Annotated in this window: 16 protein-coding genes; 5 read left to right on the top strand and 11 right to left on the bottom strand. The window is 71.7% G+C overall.

Features of this window, described 5'->3' with window-relative positions; translation table 11 throughout:
* Nucleotides 1–106 precede the first annotated feature (106 nt).
* On the bottom strand, nt 107–1,060 hold the full coding sequence (locus tag ABT061_RS45350) for a hypothetical protein (RefSeq protein ID WP_350929899.1): 954 nt from the start codon (nt 1,058–1,060) through the stop codon (nt 107–109).
* A 111-nt stretch (nt 1,061–1,171) separates the two neighbouring features.
* Between ABT061_RS45350 and ABT061_RS45345 the strand changes: the two genes are divergently transcribed.
* Nucleotides 1,172–1,903, top strand: coding sequence for a glycoside hydrolase family 16 protein (locus ABT061_RS45345; RefSeq protein ID WP_350929898.1), 732 nt, complete (start codon nt 1,172–1,174; stop codon nt 1,901–1,903).
* A gap of 15 nt (nt 1,904–1,918) precedes the next feature.
* Here ABT061_RS45345 and ABT061_RS45340 read toward each other — a convergent pair whose 3' ends face one another.
* Entirely contained in the window at nt 1,919–2,986 is a 1,068-nt protein-coding gene (locus ABT061_RS45340) for a PucR family transcriptional regulator (protein ID WP_350929897.1), read from the bottom strand.
* A 94-nt stretch (nt 2,987–3,080) separates the two neighbouring features.
* Here ABT061_RS45340 and ABT061_RS45335 point away from each other — a divergent pair, with 94 nt between their 5' ends.
* Complete coding sequence (locus ABT061_RS45335; protein ID WP_350929896.1) at nt 3,081–4,007, top strand: proline dehydrogenase family protein; 927 nt, start codon at nt 3,081–3,083, stop codon at nt 4,005–4,007.
* Nucleotides 4,007–5,632: an L-glutamate gamma-semialdehyde dehydrogenase gene (gene pruA / locus ABT061_RS45330; RefSeq protein ID WP_350929895.1), complete on the top strand. Its 1,626-nt coding sequence runs from the start codon at nt 4,007–4,009 to the stop codon at nt 5,630–5,632. Before ABT061_RS45335 ends, pruA begins: the two co-directional genes overlap by 1 nt.
* Nucleotides 5,633–5,977: 345 nt before the next feature.
* Here the strand turns inward: pruA and ABT061_RS45325 are convergent, their stop codons facing one another.
* The 8 genes from ABT061_RS45325 to ABT061_RS45290 are packed head-to-tail and all read right to left on the bottom strand — an operon-like array spanning nt 5,978 to nt 15,097.
* On the bottom strand, nt 5,978–7,156 hold the full coding sequence (locus ABT061_RS45325; RefSeq protein ID WP_350929894.1) for an acyl-CoA dehydrogenase family protein: 1,179 nt from the start codon (nt 7,154–7,156) through the stop codon (nt 5,978–5,980).
* Between the two features lie 37 nt (nt 7,157–7,193).
* Nucleotides 7,194–8,054 (bottom strand): MaoC/PaaZ C-terminal domain-containing protein, encoded by an 861-nt coding sequence (locus tag ABT061_RS45320; protein WP_350929893.1) that lies wholly within the window; start codon nt 8,052–8,054, stop codon nt 7,194–7,196.
* 1 nt (nt 8,055) lies between these two features.
* Nucleotides 8,056–8,958, bottom strand: coding sequence for an SDR family oxidoreductase (locus tag ABT061_RS45315; protein ID WP_350929892.1), 903 nt, complete (start codon nt 8,956–8,958; stop codon nt 8,056–8,058).
* Nucleotides 8,959–8,998: 40 nt separating this feature from the next.
* Complete coding sequence (locus tag ABT061_RS45310; protein WP_350929891.1) at nt 8,999–10,153, bottom strand: thiolase C-terminal domain-containing protein; 1,155 nt, start codon at nt 10,151–10,153, stop codon at nt 8,999–9,001.
* Nucleotides 10,150–10,572, bottom strand: coding sequence for a Zn-ribbon domain-containing OB-fold protein (locus ABT061_RS45305; protein ID WP_350929890.1), 423 nt, complete (start codon nt 10,570–10,572; stop codon nt 10,150–10,152). The genes ABT061_RS45310 and ABT061_RS45305 overlap by 4 nt, the downstream gene beginning before the upstream one ends.
* Nucleotide 10,573: 1 nt before the next feature.
* The gene (locus ABT061_RS45300; protein WP_350929889.1) at nt 10,574–11,701 is read right to left on the bottom strand and encodes an acyl-CoA dehydrogenase family protein; all 1,128 of its coding nucleotides are present in this window, start codon (nt 11,699–11,701) and stop codon (nt 10,574–10,576) included.
* Nucleotides 11,702–11,730: 29 nt separating this feature from the next.
* Nucleotides 11,731–13,896, bottom strand: coding sequence for an acetate--CoA ligase family protein (locus ABT061_RS45295; protein WP_350929888.1), 2,166 nt, complete (start codon nt 13,894–13,896; stop codon nt 11,731–11,733).
* 1 nt (nt 13,897) lies between these two features.
* Nucleotides 13,898–15,097 (bottom strand): acyl-CoA dehydrogenase family protein, encoded by a 1,200-nt coding sequence (locus ABT061_RS45290; RefSeq protein ID WP_350929887.1) that lies wholly within the window; start codon nt 15,095–15,097, stop codon nt 13,898–13,900.
* Between the two features lie 140 nt (nt 15,098–15,237).
* Here ABT061_RS45290 and ABT061_RS45285 point away from each other — a divergent pair, with 140 nt between their 5' ends.
* Both ABT061_RS45285 and ABT061_RS45280 read left to right on the top strand, forming a co-directional pair.
* Nucleotides 15,238–16,206 (top strand): zinc-binding dehydrogenase, encoded by a 969-nt coding sequence (locus tag ABT061_RS45285; RefSeq protein WP_350929886.1) that lies wholly within the window; start codon nt 15,238–15,240, stop codon nt 16,204–16,206.
* Nucleotides 16,203–16,949, top strand: coding sequence for an enoyl-CoA hydratase/isomerase family protein (locus tag ABT061_RS45280; RefSeq protein ID WP_350929885.1), 747 nt, complete (start codon nt 16,203–16,205; stop codon nt 16,947–16,949). Before ABT061_RS45285 ends, ABT061_RS45280 begins: the two co-directional genes overlap by 4 nt.
* Nucleotides 16,950–16,964: 15 nt before the next feature.
* Here ABT061_RS45280 and ABT061_RS45275 read toward each other — a convergent pair whose 3' ends face one another.
* A complete protein-coding gene (locus tag ABT061_RS45275) occupies nt 16,965–18,212 on the bottom strand; it encodes an MFS transporter (protein WP_350929884.1) in 1,248 nt (415 codons plus the stop codon).
* Nucleotides 18,213–18,242 lie beyond the last annotated feature (30 nt).

The raw sequence follows: 18,242 nt of genomic DNA, 5'->3' as shown, positions 1-18,242 counted from the left end.
GGGGATCCGGCCCGGCGGATCGTGCTCGGCATCGACGACGTCGACCAGCTCGCCCGCGGGAGTCCCGGTCTTCTCACCTGTGACGGGTCCGTGCCGGAAGGCGGCCCTACGGCTGGGACGCGCGGCGGTGCAGCACGACCCCGAGGCCGCTCGCGGCCAGCAGGACGGCCCCGGCCAGGACCAGGATCACCGCGCCGCCCACGGCCCCGTCGGTCCAGTCCCAGACCGCCTCGGGAACGGCGAGCGTCAACCCGGCCACTCCGCTGACGATCAGCACCCAGGTACGCCGGCGCCCGTACAGCGCCAGGCAGGCCAGCGCGATCACCGCGGTCAGCCAGTACCCCCAGGCCTCCCCGTCCCACAGGACGGGCCACTGCCCGCCGAAGAGCGCGATGGCGGCGCCCATGCCCAGCCCCAGGCCGCCGGGGGCGAGCAGCCCGGCGAGGGCGAGCGCCAGGATGAGCACGCCCAGTGCGACGTAGGCGAGGCCCCAGCCGGCGCCCTCCTGCCTGACGAAGAGGTCCAGCAGGCCGGTCACCGTGAGCAGGGCGAACCCGCCGCAGGCCAGCAGGCCGATCGCGGTGGGCAGCAGCACGTAGGCCACCGCCGCGACCACCAGCCCGGCCAGGCCGGCGACGAGTCCCTCGTGGCGGTCGGCGGCGACCCCCGCGCAGAGGGCGGCCGTACCCGAGCCCAGCGCGGCGAGCGTGGCGGCGACCCTGCCCTGTACCGCGGCCGTCCTGCCGGTCGCGGACCGCGCGGCCCGGCCGAGCCCGGTGGCCACCGCCAGCAGCAGGAGGGTGACCACGGCGAGCGCCGTGATCTTCGTCGGCTGGGTCATCCGCTCCCAGCCCAGCGCGACGAATGCGGCGGCGCCGGCCAGGACGAGTCCCCCGCCGACGTAGGCGAGGATCTCGCTCCATCTGACCCGGTCCCCGGCGCCCCGGTCGCGCAGCGCCTCGCCCACGGCGAGGGTGACCGGCTCCACCTGCTCCGCCTGGAGCTCACCGGACTCCACCAGCCTGGCCAGTGCCCGCCGTATGGCGTCAATGTCGCTCATGTCCGAAATCGTGGCACAACCTGCTCGAAGTAGCACCCTCCGGATTCGTGGGACGGATGCGAAAATGGAATACCACTGTTACTGGAGTGCGATCGTTGCTTTGATGGGCCCATGTCAATTCGTGGCACGTTACTGGGCATCCTGGCCGCCGCCCTGGCGCTCTCCGCGCTGCCGGCACAGAGCGCGTCCGCCGAGCGCGGGTGGGGCGCCCCCGTCCTGGTGGAGAACTTCGACGGCACCCGGGTCGACGGCCGCAGGTGGGTCGTCTACCACTCCCCCAACGCCGAGACCAACCCGCGCACCGGGCGGGCCACGAGCGTGGGCGGCGGCGCCCTGCGGCTCAAGGGCGGCATCGTGGCAGGCAGGGACCTGTCCGGTGGCATCGCGACCCGCTCGGCGCAGCGGTACGGGCGCTGGGAGGTGCGGCTGCGGGCCGAGCGCGGCGCCGGCTACACCCCGGTGGCCCTGCTCTGGCCGTCCGACCAGGGCCGTGGGGAGTACGCGGAGATCGACTTCGCCGAGATCATCGATCCGGCCCGCAGATCGGGCGGGATCTTCGTGCACCGCGGCGACGGCCCCCAGGCCCAGCGGCAGATGCGGGCCGACTTCACCCGGTGGCACACGGTCGCGGTCGACTGGCTGCCCGGACGGCTGACGTTCTGGCTGGACGGCGCGAAGGTGTGGGACTACCGGGGGCCGAACGTGCCGAGGGGCCGCTCCATGCACCTGGCGCTGCAGAACGACGTGACGTGCAACGAGTGGTCGCCGTGCCGCAACCGCTCCACTCCGCCGACGGTCAGCATGTACGTGGACTGGGTAAAGATCTACCGGGCCGCCGTTTAGCGTGGCCGGGGCCTTTTAGAGCAGGCGGATCGCCTTGAGGGCGAGGTGGACCAGCAGGCGGTTCTCGCCGTCGGCGAGGTCGCGGCCGGTGAGCCGCTCGGCCTTGGCCAGCCGGTAGTAGAGCGTCTGGCGGTGCACGCCGAGCGCGGTGGCGGTCTCCTGGACGTGACCCGCGCGGTCGAGATAGCTCTCCACGGTCCTGACCAGTTCCGGGTCCCGGGCCAGCCCGGCGACCTCCTCCGCCAGTTCCCGCAGCCCGGCCTGGGACATGCGGGCGAGCAGCCGGTAGACCCCCAGCCCCGACCAGGCGGCGACGGGCCCCAGCGCGGGCACCCGGCCGGCGACACCGAGCGCGTGCACGGCCTCCCGCCAGCTCCGCCAGGCCTGGGCGGGATCGTCCCGGGTGGCGCCGACACCCACCACCGTGCCGTACATGCCCTGGATCCGGCCCGCCAACTCCCCCGCCTGGCCGGCCGGGACCAGCAGCGCGACCAGCGGCTCGTCCCCGGCGGGGAACGCCGGATCGGCGAGCACGCCGCGCGGGAGCGTCCAGAGGGCGGCGACCCGGTCCGGCGAGCTGCGGGCGGCGATCGCCGCCACCGGACCGCGCAGGTCCAGCCTCGACAGCGCCCAGGAACGCTCCTCGGTGTCGGAGGAGAACAGTCCTCGCAGGCTCGCCCCCATGTCCTGGCGGCTGCGGGCCTCCTGCGCGAGGACCGCGGCGGCCCGGGAGACCAGATCGCCGACCGAGGCCAGGACGTCGTCGCCGAGCGTGCCGTCGTCGAGCAGCCACAGGTAACCGTAGGTCACCTCGCGGTGCCGCAGCGGCACGCACACCCGGGCGAGCACCCCCAGGTCGGCGTCGGCGGGGATGCGCACCGGCCCGTGGGCGCCGGCGATGCCGTATCCCTCGAAGTAGGCCCGCACCTGGTCGGTCGCGCGGCGCCGCAGAATGGACTCCTGGCGCACCATGTCGATGTCACCGCTCTGCGCGGCATAGGCCAGGAGCTGGAACGAGCGGTCCTCCAGGGTGGCGGAGGCACCGAGCCTGGCGGCGATCTCGTCGACTGTCTCCTGTAACACCTCACCATTGTTGTACATGTGTATGAACACTTTTCCCGCCGGTCGTGGCAGATGCACATGATGGTCGGCCTGAGCAGGGTTTTAGGGTGAATACATGCTCGGTTCCCTCCTTCTCGGCGCATCCCGGCTGCCGCTGGTACGGCGCGCGGTCTCCGGCGTACCACTGACACGCAAGGTCGTCGACCGCTTCGTCGCGGGCGAGACGCCCCAGGACGCGGTCGAGGTGATCCGTCGCCTCGCCGCCGCGGGCCTGGCCGTCAGCGTCGACCACCTGGGTGAGGAGACGAAGGACGCCGCTGCCGCCGCCCAGACGGCCAGGGCGTACGCCACCCTGCTCAGCCCCCTGGGCGAGCTGGGGCTCGGCGACCGCGCCGAGGTTTCGGTGAAGCTCTCGGCGGTCGGCCAGGCGCTGGGCGCCGACGGTGACAAGATCGCTTTGGAGAACGCGCGGCAGATCTGCGAGGCCGCCCGCGCCTGCGGGGCGAACGTGACCCTCGACATGGAGGACCACACCACCGTCGACTCCACGCTGGAGACGCTGCGGGCCCTGCGCGAGGACTTCCCCTCCGTCGGCGTCGCGGTGCAGTCCTACCTGTTCCGCAGCGAGGCCGACTGCCGCGACCTGGCCTACCAGGGCTCCCGGGTCCGCCTGGTCAAGGGCGCCTACGCCGAACCGGCCTCGGTGGCCCACCGGAACAAGAACGAGGTCGACCGAGCCTACGTGCGCTGCCTGCGCATTCTCATGTCGGGTGCCGGCTACCCGATGGTGGCGACGCACGACGACCGGCTGATCTCCATCACCGAGACGCTCGCCGACCGGTTCGGCCGCTCCCCCGGTGACTACGAGTACCAGATGCTCTACGGAATCAGGACGGACCGGCAGCAGGCCCTGGCGGGCGCCGGCCATGTCATGCGCGTCTACGTCCCCTACGGCGACGACTGGTACGGCTACTTCATGCGCCGGCTGGCCGAGCGTCCGGCGAACATCGCCTTCTTTCTTCGTGCCCTTGGAGGCAAGTGATGGATGCCATCTCCACAGTTCCCGCCCCGATCAACGAGCCGGTACTCGGCTACGCGCCGGGCAGTGCCGAGCGCACCGCGCTGGAGAACCGCGTCAAGGAGCTGGCCGGGGCCCAGCTGGATCTGACGATGACGATCGGCGGCGAGCAGCGGATGGGCGGCGGCGCCCCGATCGACGTGGTCCAGCCGCACAACCACGCCTCCGTGCTCGGCCGTACGGCCGACGCCACCGCCGGCGACGTGCGCGCGGCGATCGACGCCGCGCTGCGGGCGGCGCCCGCGTGGCGCGCCATGCCGTTCGACGAGCGGGCCGCGATCTTCCTGCGGGCCGCCGACCTGCTGGCCGGCCCCTACCGGCAGACGCTGAACGGCGCGACGATCCTGGGCCAGTCCAAGTCCGCGCAGCAGGCGGAGATCGACTCGGCCTGCGAGCTGATCGACTTCCTGCGCTTCAACGTGGACTTCGCCCGCAGGCTCCTCAGTGACCAGCCGATCTCGTCGTCCGGCGTGTGGAACCGGATGGAGTACCGGCCGCTGGAGGGCTTCGTCCTGGCGATCACCCCGTTCAACTTCACGGCCATCGCCGGGAACCTGCCGTCGGCTCCGGCCCTGATGGGCAACGTGGTCGTCTGGAAGCCCTCCCCCACCCAGCAGTTCGCCGCGCACTTCACCATGCGCCTGCTGGAGGAGGCCGGGCTTCCGCCGGGCGTCATCAACATGGTGACCGGCAACGGCGCCGCCGTCTCCGAGGTCGCGACGACCCACCCCGACCTGGCGGGCATCCACTTCACCGGCTCCACGGCGACCTTCCAGCACCTGTGGTCCACGGTCGGCGCCAACATCACCTCCTACCGGTCCTACCCGCGTCTGGTCGGCGAGACCGGCGGCAAGGACTTCGTGCTGGCCCACCCCTCCGCCGATCCCGGTGTGCTCGCCACCGCGCTGGTCCGCGGCGCCTTCGAGTACCAGGGGCAGAAATGCTCGGCCGCCTCCCGGGCCTACGTGCCGCGCTCGGTCTGGTCGGTGATCCGCGACGAGCTGGTGGGCACCGCCGAGTCGCTGACCGTCGGCGACGTGGCCGCCGACCTGTCGACCTTCATGGGCGCGGTCATCGACGGGCGGGCGTTCGCCAAGCACAGGGCCGCGATCGACCGGGCCCGCTCGCTCGACTCGATCAACGTGCTGACCGGCTCGTACGACGACTCGACCGGCTACTTCGTGAGGCCGACCATCCTGGAGTCGGCCGATCCCACCGACGAGATCTTCGTCAAGGAGTACTTCGGCCCGATCCTCGGCGTGCACGTCTACGACGACGCGGACTTCGACGCGGTGCTCGACCAGATGGAGGGTGTCTCCCCGTACGCGCTGACCGGCTCGATCATCGCCCAGGACCGCTACGCGATCACCTCGGCGTCGGAGCGGCTGCGCTTCGCGGCGGGCAACCTCTACATCAACGACAAGCCGACCGGCGCGGTCGTCGGCCAGCAGCCCTTCGGCGGGGCCCGCGCCTCGGGCACCAACGACAAGGCCGGGTCGATCCTCAACCTCACCCGCTGGGTCAACGCCCGGACGATCAAGGAGACGTTCGTCCCGCCGACCGACCACCGCTACCCGCACATGGGCTGACATCCGGCGAGCCGGACGCGCCATCCCGGACGGTCGACGGCCTGCCGACGCTTGCCAGGATCCGCTGCCCCGGCCGCCGGAGACGCCCCTCGGCGACATGTGAGACGCGAAGCGCCCCGATCAGGACGGCCCGAGCGCGAAGAGCACGGCGCCCGGGTCTCGAACATCGAGACCCGGGCGCCGCGTGTTCTCCCCTGTGAGGAAACGGAGCACCGGCGGTAGCCGGTGCGGATATTCGTGTCAGGCCCGCAGTCCGGTGGTGACGATGAGCAGTACCGGCTTCTGATCCGGCTCGGTCGTGCCACGCGCGGCCCCGTCACCTGCTCGTCGCGTTCGACGAGGCGATCACCGGTAGGCGGGCATCCCGGTGATCGCCTCACCGAGTACCAGGGTGTGGATCTCGTGCGTGCCCTCGTAGGTGGAGACCGACTCCAGGTTGGTCATGTGCCGGATCACCGGGTACTCCAGCGTGATCCCGTTCGCGCCGAGACAGCCGCGCGCCTCGCGCGCGACGTCGAGGGCCTGCCGGACGTTGTCCAGCTTGCCGAAGCTCACCTGAGCCGGCACCAGCCTGCCCGCGTCCTTGAGCCGCCCCAGGTGAATCGCCAGCAGGCTCGACCGGTTGACGCTGACCGCCATCTCGGCCAGCTTCCGCTGCACCAGCTGGAAACCGGCCACCGGCTTGCCGAACTGCGTGCGGGAGACGCTGTACTCCACCGCCGCCTCGTAGCACGCCCGTGCCGCGCCGACCGCGCCGAACAGGATCCCGAACCTCGCCTCGTTCAGGCAGGACAGCGGGCCCTTCAGCCCCACGACGCCGGGCAGCACCGCGTCCTCGGGCAGCCGCACGTCCTCCAGCACCAGTTCGGAGGTCACCGAGGCCCGCATGGAGAGCTTCCCGTGAACGTCCCTGGTGCTGAACCCCGGCGTGTCGGTGGGGACCACGAAGCCCCGCACGCCTTCCTCGGCTCGGGCCCACACCACGGCCACATCCGCGATGCCACCGTTGGTGATCCACATCTTGGTCCCGTTGAGAACCCAGTCGGAACCGTCCCGGCGGGCCGTCGTCCGCATGCTGCCGGGGTCGCTGCCGGAGTCCGGCTCGGTCAGCCCGAAGCACCCGATGGCCTCCCCCGCCGCCATCCGCGGCAGCCAGGTCTCCCGCTGCTCCTCCGATCCGTAGGCGCGAATCGGGAACATCGCCAGGGAACCCTGCACGGACACGAAACTGCGCAGGCCGCTGTCACCCGCCTCCACCTCCAGGCAGGCCAGGCCGTAGGAGACCGCGTTGGTACCGGCACAGCCGTAGCCGTCCAGGTGCATGCCGAGCAGCCCCAGGGAGCCGAGTTCCTTGGCGATCTCGCGCGGGAACACCCCCCTCTCGTACCAGTCGCCGATCTCCGGCAACACCCGCTCCCTGACGAAACGGCGGACCGTGTCGCGGATCTCCCTCTCCTCGGTGTCGAGCAGCGAGTCGATGTCGAGGAAGTCGTACGGATCAAGTCCGGCGGAACGTTTGTTCACTTCGTGCCTCACATGTTGCCAAGTCGAAAGGTGTCATCTACCAGGAGCGACGGGACGCGTCGATCCGCGCGACACCTCGGTCGATCACCACGGTCCCGTCCGCCCGGACGGTCTGGAACATCACGTCGGCCCCGTCCAGCCACAGGCGGACCTCCAGAGCCTCCCCGGGGACGACGATGCCGCGGAACCGGCCGCCGATGGCGGTGAGCAGATCCGGATCGCCGCCGCAGGCGGCCGCCACGACGGCCCTGCCGGTGAAGCCGTACGTGCACATCCCGTGCAGGATCGGCCGGTCGAACCCGCCACGGGCCGCGAACGCGGGATCCGAGTGCAGGGGGTTGCGGTCACCGGTCAGGCGGTAGAGCAGCGCCTGTTCCGGACGGGTCTGGTAGCGCACGATCTCGTCCGGAGAACGCGCCGGCCGCTTCCAGTCGTCGGCGGCCCCCCGGGGGCCGCCGAAGCCTCCCGCACCCCGGATGAAGGCGGCCGACCGGGTGGAGAACATCGGCGCGCCGGAGATGGGGTCGACCGCGCGGACGCCGGTCCACACGATCGCCCCGCTGCCCTTGTCATGGATCGCCAGCACTTCGGCGGTCAGTCTCGCCCGGCCGGAGACCGCCGTCGGGGCCGCCAGCTCCAGGTGCTGCTCGGCGTGGAGCAGCCGGCTCCTGTCGTACGAACCGATGTCCGGCCTGGACACCCGCTGGCTGAGCAGCGCGCCGAAGGTCGGCAGCACCCGCTGGCGCAGGTTCTCGCTGTTCTCCGTGGTCACCGACAGCTCGGCGCCCGGATCCTGCCCGGCGCCGACCGAGACGGCGTAGAGCAGCGCCTCGTCGGATCCCCACGAGATGTCCACCGGCTCGCTGATCCGGCCGACCGCGTCGAGGTCGAGGGCCATGTCAGGCCCCGTCCAGCTGGGGCAGCCGGGGGTTCTGCACGGACTGGGCCAGCAGCTTGCGGACCGCTCCGTCGATCTCCTCGGCGCGCCACAGCCGGGGCAGCTCCGCGGTGGGGCCGACGTTCCAGCCCTCGTACACGCTGAGCAGTCCTCCGCTGGACCCGAAGACCTGTCCGGTGACGCCGGCGGACCGCTCGCTGCCCAGCCAGGCGACCAGCGGCGAGATGGCGGCCGGGTCGTAGGGGTCGAAGTCCCCCTCGGGCTCGGCCATCAGCCCCTCGGTCATCCGGGTTCGCGCTCCGGGAGCGACCGCGTTGACGGTGATCCCGTACGGAGCGAGTTCCATGGCCGCGATCACGGTGAAGCCGGCGATGCCCGCCTTGGCCGCCCCGTAGTTGGTCTGGCCGATGTTACCGAGCAGGCCGGACGAGGACGAGGTGTTGACCAGGCGCGCGGACGGCTTCTCGCCCGCCTTGGCACGCGCCTTCCAGTACCGGGCGGCGGCGCGGGACGGCGCGAAGGTTCCCTTCAGGTGGACCCTGATGACGTCGTCCCACTCCTCCTCCGTCATGTTGGTCAGCGTGCGGTCACGCACGATGCCGGCGTTGTTCACCAGCACGTCCAGGGTGCCGAACCGGTCGACGGCGGTCTGCACCATGGCCTCGGCCGAGGCCATGTCGGCGATGTCGCCGTGGTCGGCGACGGCCTCGCCTCCCATCGCCTCGATCTCCGCGACGACCGCGTCGGCCGGCGTGCGCGAGCCACCCGCGCCGCCACGCTCGACACCCCGGTCGTTGACGACCACCTTGGCCCCCTGGCGGGCGAACTCCAGCGCGTGGAAGCGGCCGATGCCGTTGCCCGCACCGGTCACGATCACCACGCGTCCCTCACACAACCGCGACATCCGTCCTCCTGTTCACATGTTTCGACAATGGGGTGGCGCCTCAGGCGGCGGCGACCTCTTCCGCGCCGAGCACCAGGACGCCCGCGCTCATGAACGAGCCACCGTTCCCCAGCACGACGCTGGTCCGCACCCCGTCCACCTGGGCCGCGGCCTCCCCGCGTACCTGGCGTACGGACTCGCAGATGGCGAACATGCCGTACATCCCGGTGTGCGTGTACGCGAGACCACCACCGTTGGTGTTCATCGGAAGCCGCCCGCCGGGGGCCGTGTGCCCCTCCTCGACGAATCCGAAGGACTCCCCGCGGCCCACGAAGCCCAGATCCTCCAGCCCGTACAGCGGGACGTGCGCGAAGGCGTCGTAGATCATCAGGTGGTCCACCTCGGAGTGCGAGACCCCGGCCTCCGCGAACGCCGCGCGGCCGGCATCCCGGAACGCGCGGGACGACGTCAGGTCCGCCATCTGCGAGATGGCCGACGACTCTCCCGCCTCACCGGCCCCCAGCAGGTACACGGGAGGTTTCGGCCCGTCGGCGGCCCGCCGGGCGGAGGTGACCACCACCGCGGCGCCGCCATCGGTGACCAGGCAGCACTCCAGCAGGTGGAGCGGGTAGGAGATCATCTTGGAGGACAGCACGTCGTCGACGGTGATCTCGTCCCGCAGCTTCGCCCGCGGGTTGAGGGCGGCCCACTTCCGCTGGACGACCGGCACCATCGCCAGCTGTTCCGGCGTCATGCCGTACTGCTTCATGTAGCGCAGTACCCCGATGGGGAACGTCGACGGTGCGAAGACCCCGCCGTAGGGCACCTCGAACTGCCCGCGCATCGACTGCGGCGCGGGGGCCCACGGCTGCATGCCGACCCGGGACCTGCCGGACTCGCCGTGGGTGATCAGGACCGTCTCGCAGAGCCCGGCCATGATCGCGGCGGCGGCGTGCCGGACGTGCAGCATGAACGACGTCCCGCCGACCATCGTCCCGTCCAGGTAGGAGGGGTTGATACCCAGGTAGTCGGCGACGTCCAGCGGGCTCTCCCCCGCGCAGGCCACCCCGTCGACGTCCGCGACGGTGAGCCCCGCGTCGCGCAGCGCGGCCAGCCCGGACTCGGCGTGCAGCTGCAGCGCGGACTTGTCGGGGATGCGCCCGAGCTGCTCGGACTCGGCGGCTCCGACGATCGCGACCCTGCCTCGGATGCTCATCGGCCACCGCCCGCCGGCTGGAACTTCGGAACGGCGACGTCACCGTGCTTGTCGAAGACGACCTCGAGATCCATGTCGAGGACAAGGTGCTCCGGGTCGTTGGGAACCCCGACGATGTTGGACATGAGTCTTGGACCCTCCTCGAGCTCCACCACCGCCACGGCGTACGGTCCCTCGTTCTCGAAGCCGGGCGACGGCCGGTGGGCGATCAGGTAGGAGTGCAGCTTGCCCCTGCCGGTGGCGGTGAACCACTCGATGTCCGGCGACGAGCAGAAGGGGCAGGCCGAGCGCGGGTAGAGAAACGCCTTGCCGCACGGGACGCACCGCGGCAGCCGCAGCTCACCGGCCGCGGCGCCGTCCCAGTAGGGCCGGGTCTCGGGGGTGGGCTTCGGCGCCTGCTTCCCCTCGTTGCGGGCCACGTCAGACCCCCACCCGGACGGCGAGCTGCTCGCGGTGCAGGTCGGAGTCTCCGAAAAGGTGCTGGGAGGCCTTCGCCCTCTTGAAGTAGAGGTGGGCGTCGTGCTCCCAGGTGTAGCCGATCCCGCCGAGTACCTGGATCATCTCTCCGGTGATGGCCGTGTAGGCGTCCGAGCAGACCGCCTTCGCCACGGAGGTCGCGATGGGCAGGTCCTCCGCGTCGTCGGCGACCGCGGCCGCCGCGTAGTACGCCGCGGAGCGCGCCGCCTCCAGGTCGAGCAGCATGTCGGCGCACTTGAACTTGATGGCCTGGAAGCTGCCGATGGGGACGCCGAACTGCTCGCGGACCTTGGCGTACTCCACGGCCACCTCCAGGGACCGCGCGGCACCGCCCACCTGCTCGCACGCCAGGCCTGCGGCCGCGATGCCGAGGGTCGCGTCCAGCACCCGCCGGGCGCGGGCTCCCAGGGCGACCGCCCGGCCGCGGGCGTCGGCGAACGTCACCGTCGCCAGCCGCCGTGTCATGTCCAGCACGGGTACGTCCTCGGCGACGACGCCCGCCTCGCGGGTGTCCACGGCGAGCAGCACGGTCTCGCCCTCCTCGCCGCCCGCGACCGAGGCCAGGACGAGGAGCAGGTCCGCCTGGACGCCGTCCATCACGAACGACTTGGTCCCGGTGACGCGCCAGCCCTCGCCGTCGCGTACCGCGCTCACCCGGGGGCGGGTGGCCCGCCAGTCCCCGTCCGCCTCGACGTGGGCCAGGCTCGCGATCGCGTCGCCGGCGGCGATGCGGGGCAGCCACTCGCGGCGCAGTTCCTCGTCGTCGCCGAGCAGCAGGGCGTTGGCCGCCACGACCACGGTGGACAGGTAGGGCGAGCGCAGCAGCACCCGGCCCATCTCCTCCAGCACCACCGACTGCTCGCGGAAGCCGTAGCCCGCGCCGCCGTACTCCTCGGGAATCGCCATCGCGTGCAGTCCGAGGCTCTCCGCCATCAGCTTCCAGAGCCCCGCGTCGTAGGGCTCCTCGGACTCCAACTCCGCCCGCAGCCTGTCGGTGCTCGCGTGCTCGGTGAGCAGGCGACGCACGCCGGTGCGCAGTTCCTCCTGCTCAGCCGTGAATCCAAGCCTCATTGCCGTCTCCTTACGCTTCCTGGTGAGTGTCACGCCGACCTACCGACCACGAGGGCGTCGAGGGCCTCGACCACCGTCCCGTCGACCCGCATCGGGTTGACCTCCACTGAATCCCAGCCGTCACCCCAGCCGAGTGCCGCGTCCGCCAATGCCAGGACCGCCGCGACCACGGCGTCGACATCGCCGGCCGCACGGCCTCGTGCTCCCCGCAGGAGCGCCGCCCCCCGGAGCCCGTCGAGCATCTCGGTGACGTCTCGCGCGCTGACCGGCAGCGGCCGTATCGCCACGTCCGCCAGTACCTCCACCAGCACACCGCCGAACCCGAGGACGAGAACGGGCCCCCAGACGGGGTCGCGGTTGATGCCGACGATCAGCTCGACGCCACCGGGGCGGAAGGGCGCGACGAGCACGCCGTCCAGGCGCGCCTCCGGTACCCGGGCGGTGACCGTGGCCATCAGGCCGGTGTACGCCTCGGCCACCGTGTCGTCACCCTCGACGTCGAGGACGACGCCACCGACATCGGACTTGTGGGCGATGTCCGGCGAGCAGATCTTCAACACCACCCGGCCACCGAGCAGCCGTGCGGCCTCCACCGCGCCCGCCGCGTCCGAGACGAGGCGGTGGGGCATCACCGGGACGCCGTGGCCACCCAGCAACTCCAGCGCCCGTGCCTCCGACAGCGGGCCCTCCGGCAGAGGTGCGGACGACGTCGGCCGGGCGGCGGTCCGCTCCGCCCCGCGCAGCCGCTCCCTGCTGCCCGTGTAGCGCATCGCGTTGGCGACGGCGCGCAACCCGACCTCGACTCCCGGCAACCTGACGAGGCCGAGTTCCGCGAACAGCTCCCGGGCGAAGTCGCTGAGCCCGACACCCACCTCGTCCTGGAGCAGCACCGGGACGTCGAGCCCCTTGACGGTGTCCGCGATCGCCGCGAAGTGGGCGCGGGTGAGGTCGGGGTCGGCGGGTCGCCCGGGGGGCGCGACGAACGCCTGGAACAGCAGCAGGTCGTAGTGCTCCGCCCCGGTCCTGCCCATGATGGCGGCCGCGTCCACCGGCAGGCTCGGGTTCACCGTCGCGTAACCGGTGACATCGAGAGGGTTCTGCACGTGGGAGAAGGCCGGCAGCAGGGAGCGGAGCTCCTCCAGCGCCGCGGATGGCAGCCGCGGCAGGGTCATCCCCTCGTCGGCGGCCTTGTCCGCCACCAGCTCACAGCTTCCGCCGGACGCCGAGACCACGCCGAGGCGGCCACCGCGCGGCCGCACCCCGCGGGAGAGCAGCTCGGTCGTCGCGACGAACTCCTCCATCGAGGAGACCTCGACCACGCCGAGCTCCCGCAGCACCGCGGACGTCACCGCGGCGTCTCCCGCCAGCGCCCCGGTGTGCGACATCGCCGTTCGCCGGGCCACCTCACTGCGCCCGACCGGGAGCACCACGACCGGCCGGTCGAGTTCGAGCGCGCGCTCCGCCAGCGACCGGAAGCCCTCGGCGTCCCTGAACGCCTCGAGGAACAGGCCGATCGCCCCGGTCTCCTCGCTCTCGATGAGATACCGCGCCACATCGGTGGACGAGAGCGTGGCCTCGTTCCCGGTGCCCGCCAGCATGCCGACCCCCACACCCCAGGCTCTGGCCAGGGAGAGCAACGGCTTCATCAGGCCGCCCGACTGCAGGACGAACGAGGCGCCGCCGGGGTCGGGCAGGTTCGGCAGCGCGAGGCCGAACGGTACGACCTGGTGCCGCACGTCCACGTACCCGCTGCCGTTCGGCCCCAGCAGGTGGATGCCGGTCTCCTCCACCGCCGCGACGAGCTCGCGCTGGAGCGCTCGGCCGTCGTCCGTCTCCCCGAATCCCGCGGTGAGCACGATGGCGCCGCCGATCCCGTTCGCGGCCGCCTCGCGCAGGATGTCGGGAACGGTGTCGCGCGGGGACATGATGTAGGCCAGGTCGACCGCCTCTCCCAGCGCGCTGAGGGAGGCCGCCGCCGTGACACCGTGCACGGTCGCCCGCGTAGGGCTGACGCAGTGCACCGCGATCCGCGGCGAGTAGCGACGCAGGTTCTCGAAGGCGTTGACCGACCACATGGAACGTTCCGTCGCACCGACGAGGGCGACCGAGCGCGGCCGGAAGAGCGTGCTCAGGTCCGACGTCGCCCGCGCCGCCTCCGACCGCGCGCCACCGGTCACGTTGTCGAGGATCGCCACGCTAGGACGACCTCGGCAGGCCGAGCACCCGTTCGGCGACGATCCGGCGCTGGACCTCGCTCGTTCCCGCGAAGATCGTCTCAGCGCGGCTGGTGAGGAACGTCTTCTGCCAGCGCCCCACCCGGTAGCCGTCGCCCGAGGGACGCACCAGCGCCTCCGCGCCCTCGATGTCGATGGCGATCTCGCCCAGTTTCCGGTGGTACTCGCTCCAGACCAGCTTGGTCAGCGACGCCTCGGCGCCCAGTTCCCCGCCGGAGGCGAGGGTGGCGAGAACCCGCTGGCCGGTGGCCTTCATGACGTGCACCTGACAGTAGGCCCAGGCCAGCTTCTGGCGGATGAGCGGATCGGCGTCCCTGCCGAGTTCCCTGGCCCGCTCGACCAGGGCCTCCCACTCCTTCTCGTACTCCAGGTGCTGGACCGCGGCCACCGCGCCACGCTCGCTGCCGAGGGTGGTCATCGCGGACCGCCACCCGTTGTTGAGACCCCCGATGACGTTGAACAGGGGAGCTCGGGCGCCGTCGATGTACTCCTGGGAGAACGCGTCCTCACCCGACATGGTGATCAGCGGCCGCACCGTGATCCCGTTGTCCTTCATGGGGACGAGCACGTAGGAGATGCCCTTGTGCTTGGGGGCGTGCGGGTCGGTCCGGCACAGCAGGAACAGCGTGTCGGCGAGATGTGCGCGGGATGTCCAGATCTTCTGCCCGGTGATGACGATCTCGTCACCCTCCACGACCCCCTGGGTGGCGACGGCGGCCAGGTCCGAGCCGGCATCGGGCTCGGAGAAACCCTGGCAGTACCTGTCCTCGCCGCTGACGACACGCGGCAGGAAGTACGCCTTCTGCTCGGGGGTGCCGTGCGCGAGGATGGCCGGACCGGCGAGGCGCTCCCCCATCCCCCGGGTCACGCGCGGCATGTCCGCGTGTGCGAACTCCTCGGCGAGGACGGCCATCTCCAGGTCGTCCAGTCCACGGCCGCCGTACTCCACGGGCCAGTGCGGACAGACCAGCCCGGCTTCCAGCGACGCCTTCTCCCAGGCGAGGAAGTCCTCGTAGAGCGGCGACTCAGGGTTCCGCCAGGCTTCGCGTTCCAGCTCGTACTCGCCCATCGACGCGAGTGCCGGCCGCCGATGCTCACTCAACCACTGTCGCAGTTCGGCGCGGAAGTCCTCGAGCCGTTTATCGCCGAAGTCGGTCGTCATCCAATCCTCCTCAGCACAGACGCTCACACAGCGATGGTGTGGAATCCCTCGAACATTCGAGGCGTTGAATATCCAGAATCGTACCGGCCAGTTGGTATGATGTCGAGAACTTTCTCCTCGACCGCCCAGGGAGCCCCCCGATGCTCGCCGCATTCGCGCACGCCACGTCGGCCGACGACCCCGTCAGTGCCCTGTCCGTCGGAGAGCGCCCCGAACCGGTACCGCCGGACGGCTGGGTGCCGATCACGGTGCGGGCCGCCTCGCTCAACCACCACGACGTGTGGACGCTGCGCGGCGCCGTCACTCCGGCAGGAGGCCTTCCCTGCGTACTGGGCACCGACGCGGCCGGAGTGGACGACGACGGCAACGAGTACGTGATCCACGCAGTCCTCGGCGACCCCGCGCGCGGCCGTGGTGACGAGACCCTCGACCCGGAACGGTCCGTGCTCTCGGACGCGGGGTACGGGACCCTGGCCGCGCGGATCGTCGTCCCGCGCCGCAACCTGGTCCCGAAACCCGCCGCGCTCTCCTGGGCCGAGGCGGCCTGCCTGCCCACCGCGTGGCTGACCGCCTACCGCATGCTGTTCACCAAGGCTCGGGCACGGCCCGGTGACCGGGTGCTGGTGCAGGGCGCCGGAGGCGGGGTGGCCACGGCCGCGATCCTGCTGGCCCGCGCCGCGGGACTGTGGGTGCGCGTGGTCACGCGGGACCCCGCCAAGGCCGGACGAGCCGCCGAGCTCGGCGCGCACGAGGTCGTCATGTCCGGGGCGCGGCTGCCGTCCGACTGCGACGTCGTCCTCGACACCGTGGGGCAGGCCACCTGGAAGTCCTCTCTCGCCGCGGTACGCCCGGGCGGCACCGTGGTGCTCTCCGGCGCGACCACCGGCTTCGACGCGCCGACCAACCTGGCCCGGCTCTTCTCCCGGCAGATCAACGTGCTCGGCTCGACGATGGGCACCCGGGCCGAACTCGATGACCTCATCGGGTTCCTCGTCGCCGGCGGCGTCCGGCCGCTGGTGGACTCGGTGGCGCCGCTTGACTCGGCTCGTGAGCAGTTCTCCCGGCTGCTCTCCGGCCAGGTGTTCGGCAAGGTCGTGGTCGAGCCATGAGCTACGTTCAGGTCAGCCGCCGGGGTTCGGCGTTGTGGGCACGCCTGGACCGGCCGGAGCGGGCGAACGCCCTCGGCCCTGAGATCGTCGCCGGGCTGACCCGGTGGCTCGCCGACGGAGCGGCCGACCCGGCGGTGCGGACCCTGGTCGTCACCGGAACCGGCAGGGCGTTCTGCCCCGGAGCCGACGTCCGGGCCTCCGCCGCCCTGCGGGACGCGGACTCCCGCCTGGCCTTCCTGGAGAGCGGACGCGATCTGATGGCGGCGATCGAGGAGTCACCGCTGCCGGTGATCGCCGCGGTGAACGGGGCCGCGTTCGCCGGCGGGCTGGAGCTGGTCCTCGCGTGCGACCTCGTGATCGCGTCACAGGACGCGGTCTTCGGGGACCTGCACCTGCCACACGGGCGAATCCCGGCCTGGGGCGGCTCCGCGCGGCTGGTCCGCGCGGTGGGAGCCGCGCGCGCGACCCGGATGCTGCTCCTCGGCGAACGGTTCAGCGCCGCCGAGATGACCGAGTTCGGCCTGGTGAGCCGGACGGTTCAGGGAAGCCTGCTGGTGCAGACCGTCGACGAGGCGGCACAGGTGCTGGCCGGATACGACCGGACCGCCGTGGCGGAGATGACCGCGCTCATCCGGTCGGTCCGCCGGCAGACACCGCCGGAGGCGCTCCAAACCGAGTGGGCGCACTTCCAGCGGCACTTCACCGGCCACGGCGACCCCGGAGCCGTCACGATCCGTCGCTGAGCGGCCGGGCCGCGGTCACTCCCGGTGCTGCTCGCGCGTCACGGCGCGGCCGGTCAGAAAGGACAGCGCGAGCAGCCCGACCACGGCAAGGCAGACGAGTCCGGAGACACCCAGGGCCTGCCGTGCTCCGACCAGGTTGGCGAACCAGCCGAAGATCGGCGCCCCCGCCGGGACCCAGACGAAGAAGGCGATCACGTACAGCGCCATCATGCGCCCCTGGACGTTCGCGGGTGAGCGCAGTTGCAGCGCCGAGATGGCCGAGGTGCCGAACACCTGCATCGTCACACCCGCGACGAACAGCCCGGCGGCCAGGATGAGCCCTGACGGGAGCGTGGACACCAGCACCGTCACCGTGGCGAAGAGCGCCGACCAGGCGAGCAGGATCCGGTTGGTCGGCTCGGACCTCAGCGACGCCGCCAGCCCCGCCCCCACGATGCCGCCGGCCCCGATCATCGCCGTCAACGCGCCGAAGCTCCCCGCCGCGTCCTTCTCCGTGGAGTCCACCAGCAGCGGGATGGCCAGTTGCAGGTGGGTCATGCCGATGCCGAGCATCAGCCCTCCCAGCAGCGGCACGAGATAGGCCGGCGCACGCAGGTCCGCGAGACCCCGGCGACCGCCCGCGGGCTCCTCCGCCTCCGCCTTCTCACCACCGGGCAGCGGGCGCACCCTCACCAGCGCGAGGCAGGAGACCAGGCCGAACAGCGCGACGACGGCGAACACCGCGGCGGTGCCGGAGAAGGCGATGACGCCGCCGGCCAGGGCGGGCCCGGCGACGCGCGCGAGCTGGAAGACGGCGCCGTTCAGCCCGACCGCCGCGGCCAGGAACCGGTACGGGACGAGCTGCCGGGGGTAGGCCAGCCGCACGGGCGCGTCCAGCGCTCCCGGAACGCCCAGCAGGACGGCGAAGACGTAGGCGATCGGCAGCGTCACGGCGTCACCGGCGATCAGCACCGCGAGGACGACACTGGCCAGCACGACGACGCTCTGCGTCATCAGCATGATCCGGCGCTTGTCGAACCGGTCGCCGAGCGCGCCGCCGCTCAGCCCCAGCAGGATCATCGAGATGTACTGCAGGCCGGTCACCACGCCGACCGCCACGCCGTCACCACCGGAGATCTGGACGACGAGCCACACGTGGGCGGTGCGGTGCATCCACATCGCGCCGTTGCCCAGCACCTGGGCGAGGACGAACCAGCGATAGCTCACCACGGCGAGTGCCTGGAAAGGGGACCTGCGTTCGGCCATCACGACGCCCGGCGCCACGGCGGCACGCACCGTACCGCGCCGGCAGGG

The organism is Streptosporangium sp. NPDC002544 (assembly GCF_040295965.1).
Taxonomy (GTDB): domain Bacteria; phylum Actinomycetota; class Actinomycetes; order Streptosporangiales; family Streptosporangiaceae; genus Streptosporangium.
The sequence above is the reverse complement of the archived record's forward strand: the minus strand, read 5'-3'. Positions and strand labels throughout refer to the sequence as shown.

What these genes read in the sequence shown, in the direction of transcription:
- ABT061_RS45350 (WP_350929899.1), bottom strand. Translation starts at nt 1,060, where the DNA reads ATGAGCGACATTGACGCCATACGGCGGGCACTGGCCAGGCTGGTGGAG.
- ABT061_RS45345 (WP_350929898.1), top strand. Translation starts at nt 1,172, where the DNA reads ATGTCAATTCGTGGCACGTTACTGGGCATCCTGGCCGCCGCCCTGGCG.
- ABT061_RS45335 (WP_350929896.1), top strand. Translation starts at nt 3,081, where the DNA reads ATGCTCGGTTCCCTCCTTCTCGGCGCATCCCGGCTGCCGCTGGTACGG.
- pruA (WP_350929895.1), top strand. Translation starts at nt 4,007, where the DNA reads ATGGATGCCATCTCCACAGTTCCCGCCCCGATCAACGAGCCGGTACTC.
- ABT061_RS45320 (WP_350929893.1), bottom strand. Translation starts at nt 8,054, where the DNA reads ATGGCCCTCGACCTCGACGCGGTCGGCCGGATCAGCGAGCCGGTGGAC.
- ABT061_RS45315 (WP_350929892.1), bottom strand. Translation starts at nt 8,958, where the DNA reads ATGTCGCGGTTGTGTGAGGGACGCGTGGTGATCGTGACCGGTGCGGGC.
- ABT061_RS45310 (WP_350929891.1), bottom strand. Translation starts at nt 10,153, where the DNA reads ATGAGCATCCGAGGCAGGGTCGCGATCGTCGGAGCCGCCGAGTCCGAG.
- ABT061_RS45300 (WP_350929889.1), bottom strand. Translation starts at nt 11,701, where the DNA reads ATGAGGCTTGGATTCACGGCTGAGCAGGAGGAACTGCGCACCGGCGTG.
- ABT061_RS45290 (WP_350929887.1), bottom strand. Translation starts at nt 15,097, where the DNA reads ATGACGACCGACTTCGGCGATAAACGGCTCGAGGACTTCCGCGCCGAA.
- ABT061_RS45285 (WP_350929886.1), top strand. Translation starts at nt 15,238, where the DNA reads ATGCTCGCCGCATTCGCGCACGCCACGTCGGCCGACGACCCCGTCAGT.
- ABT061_RS45280 (WP_350929885.1), top strand. Translation starts at nt 16,203, where the DNA reads ATGAGCTACGTTCAGGTCAGCCGCCGGGGTTCGGCGTTGTGGGCACGC.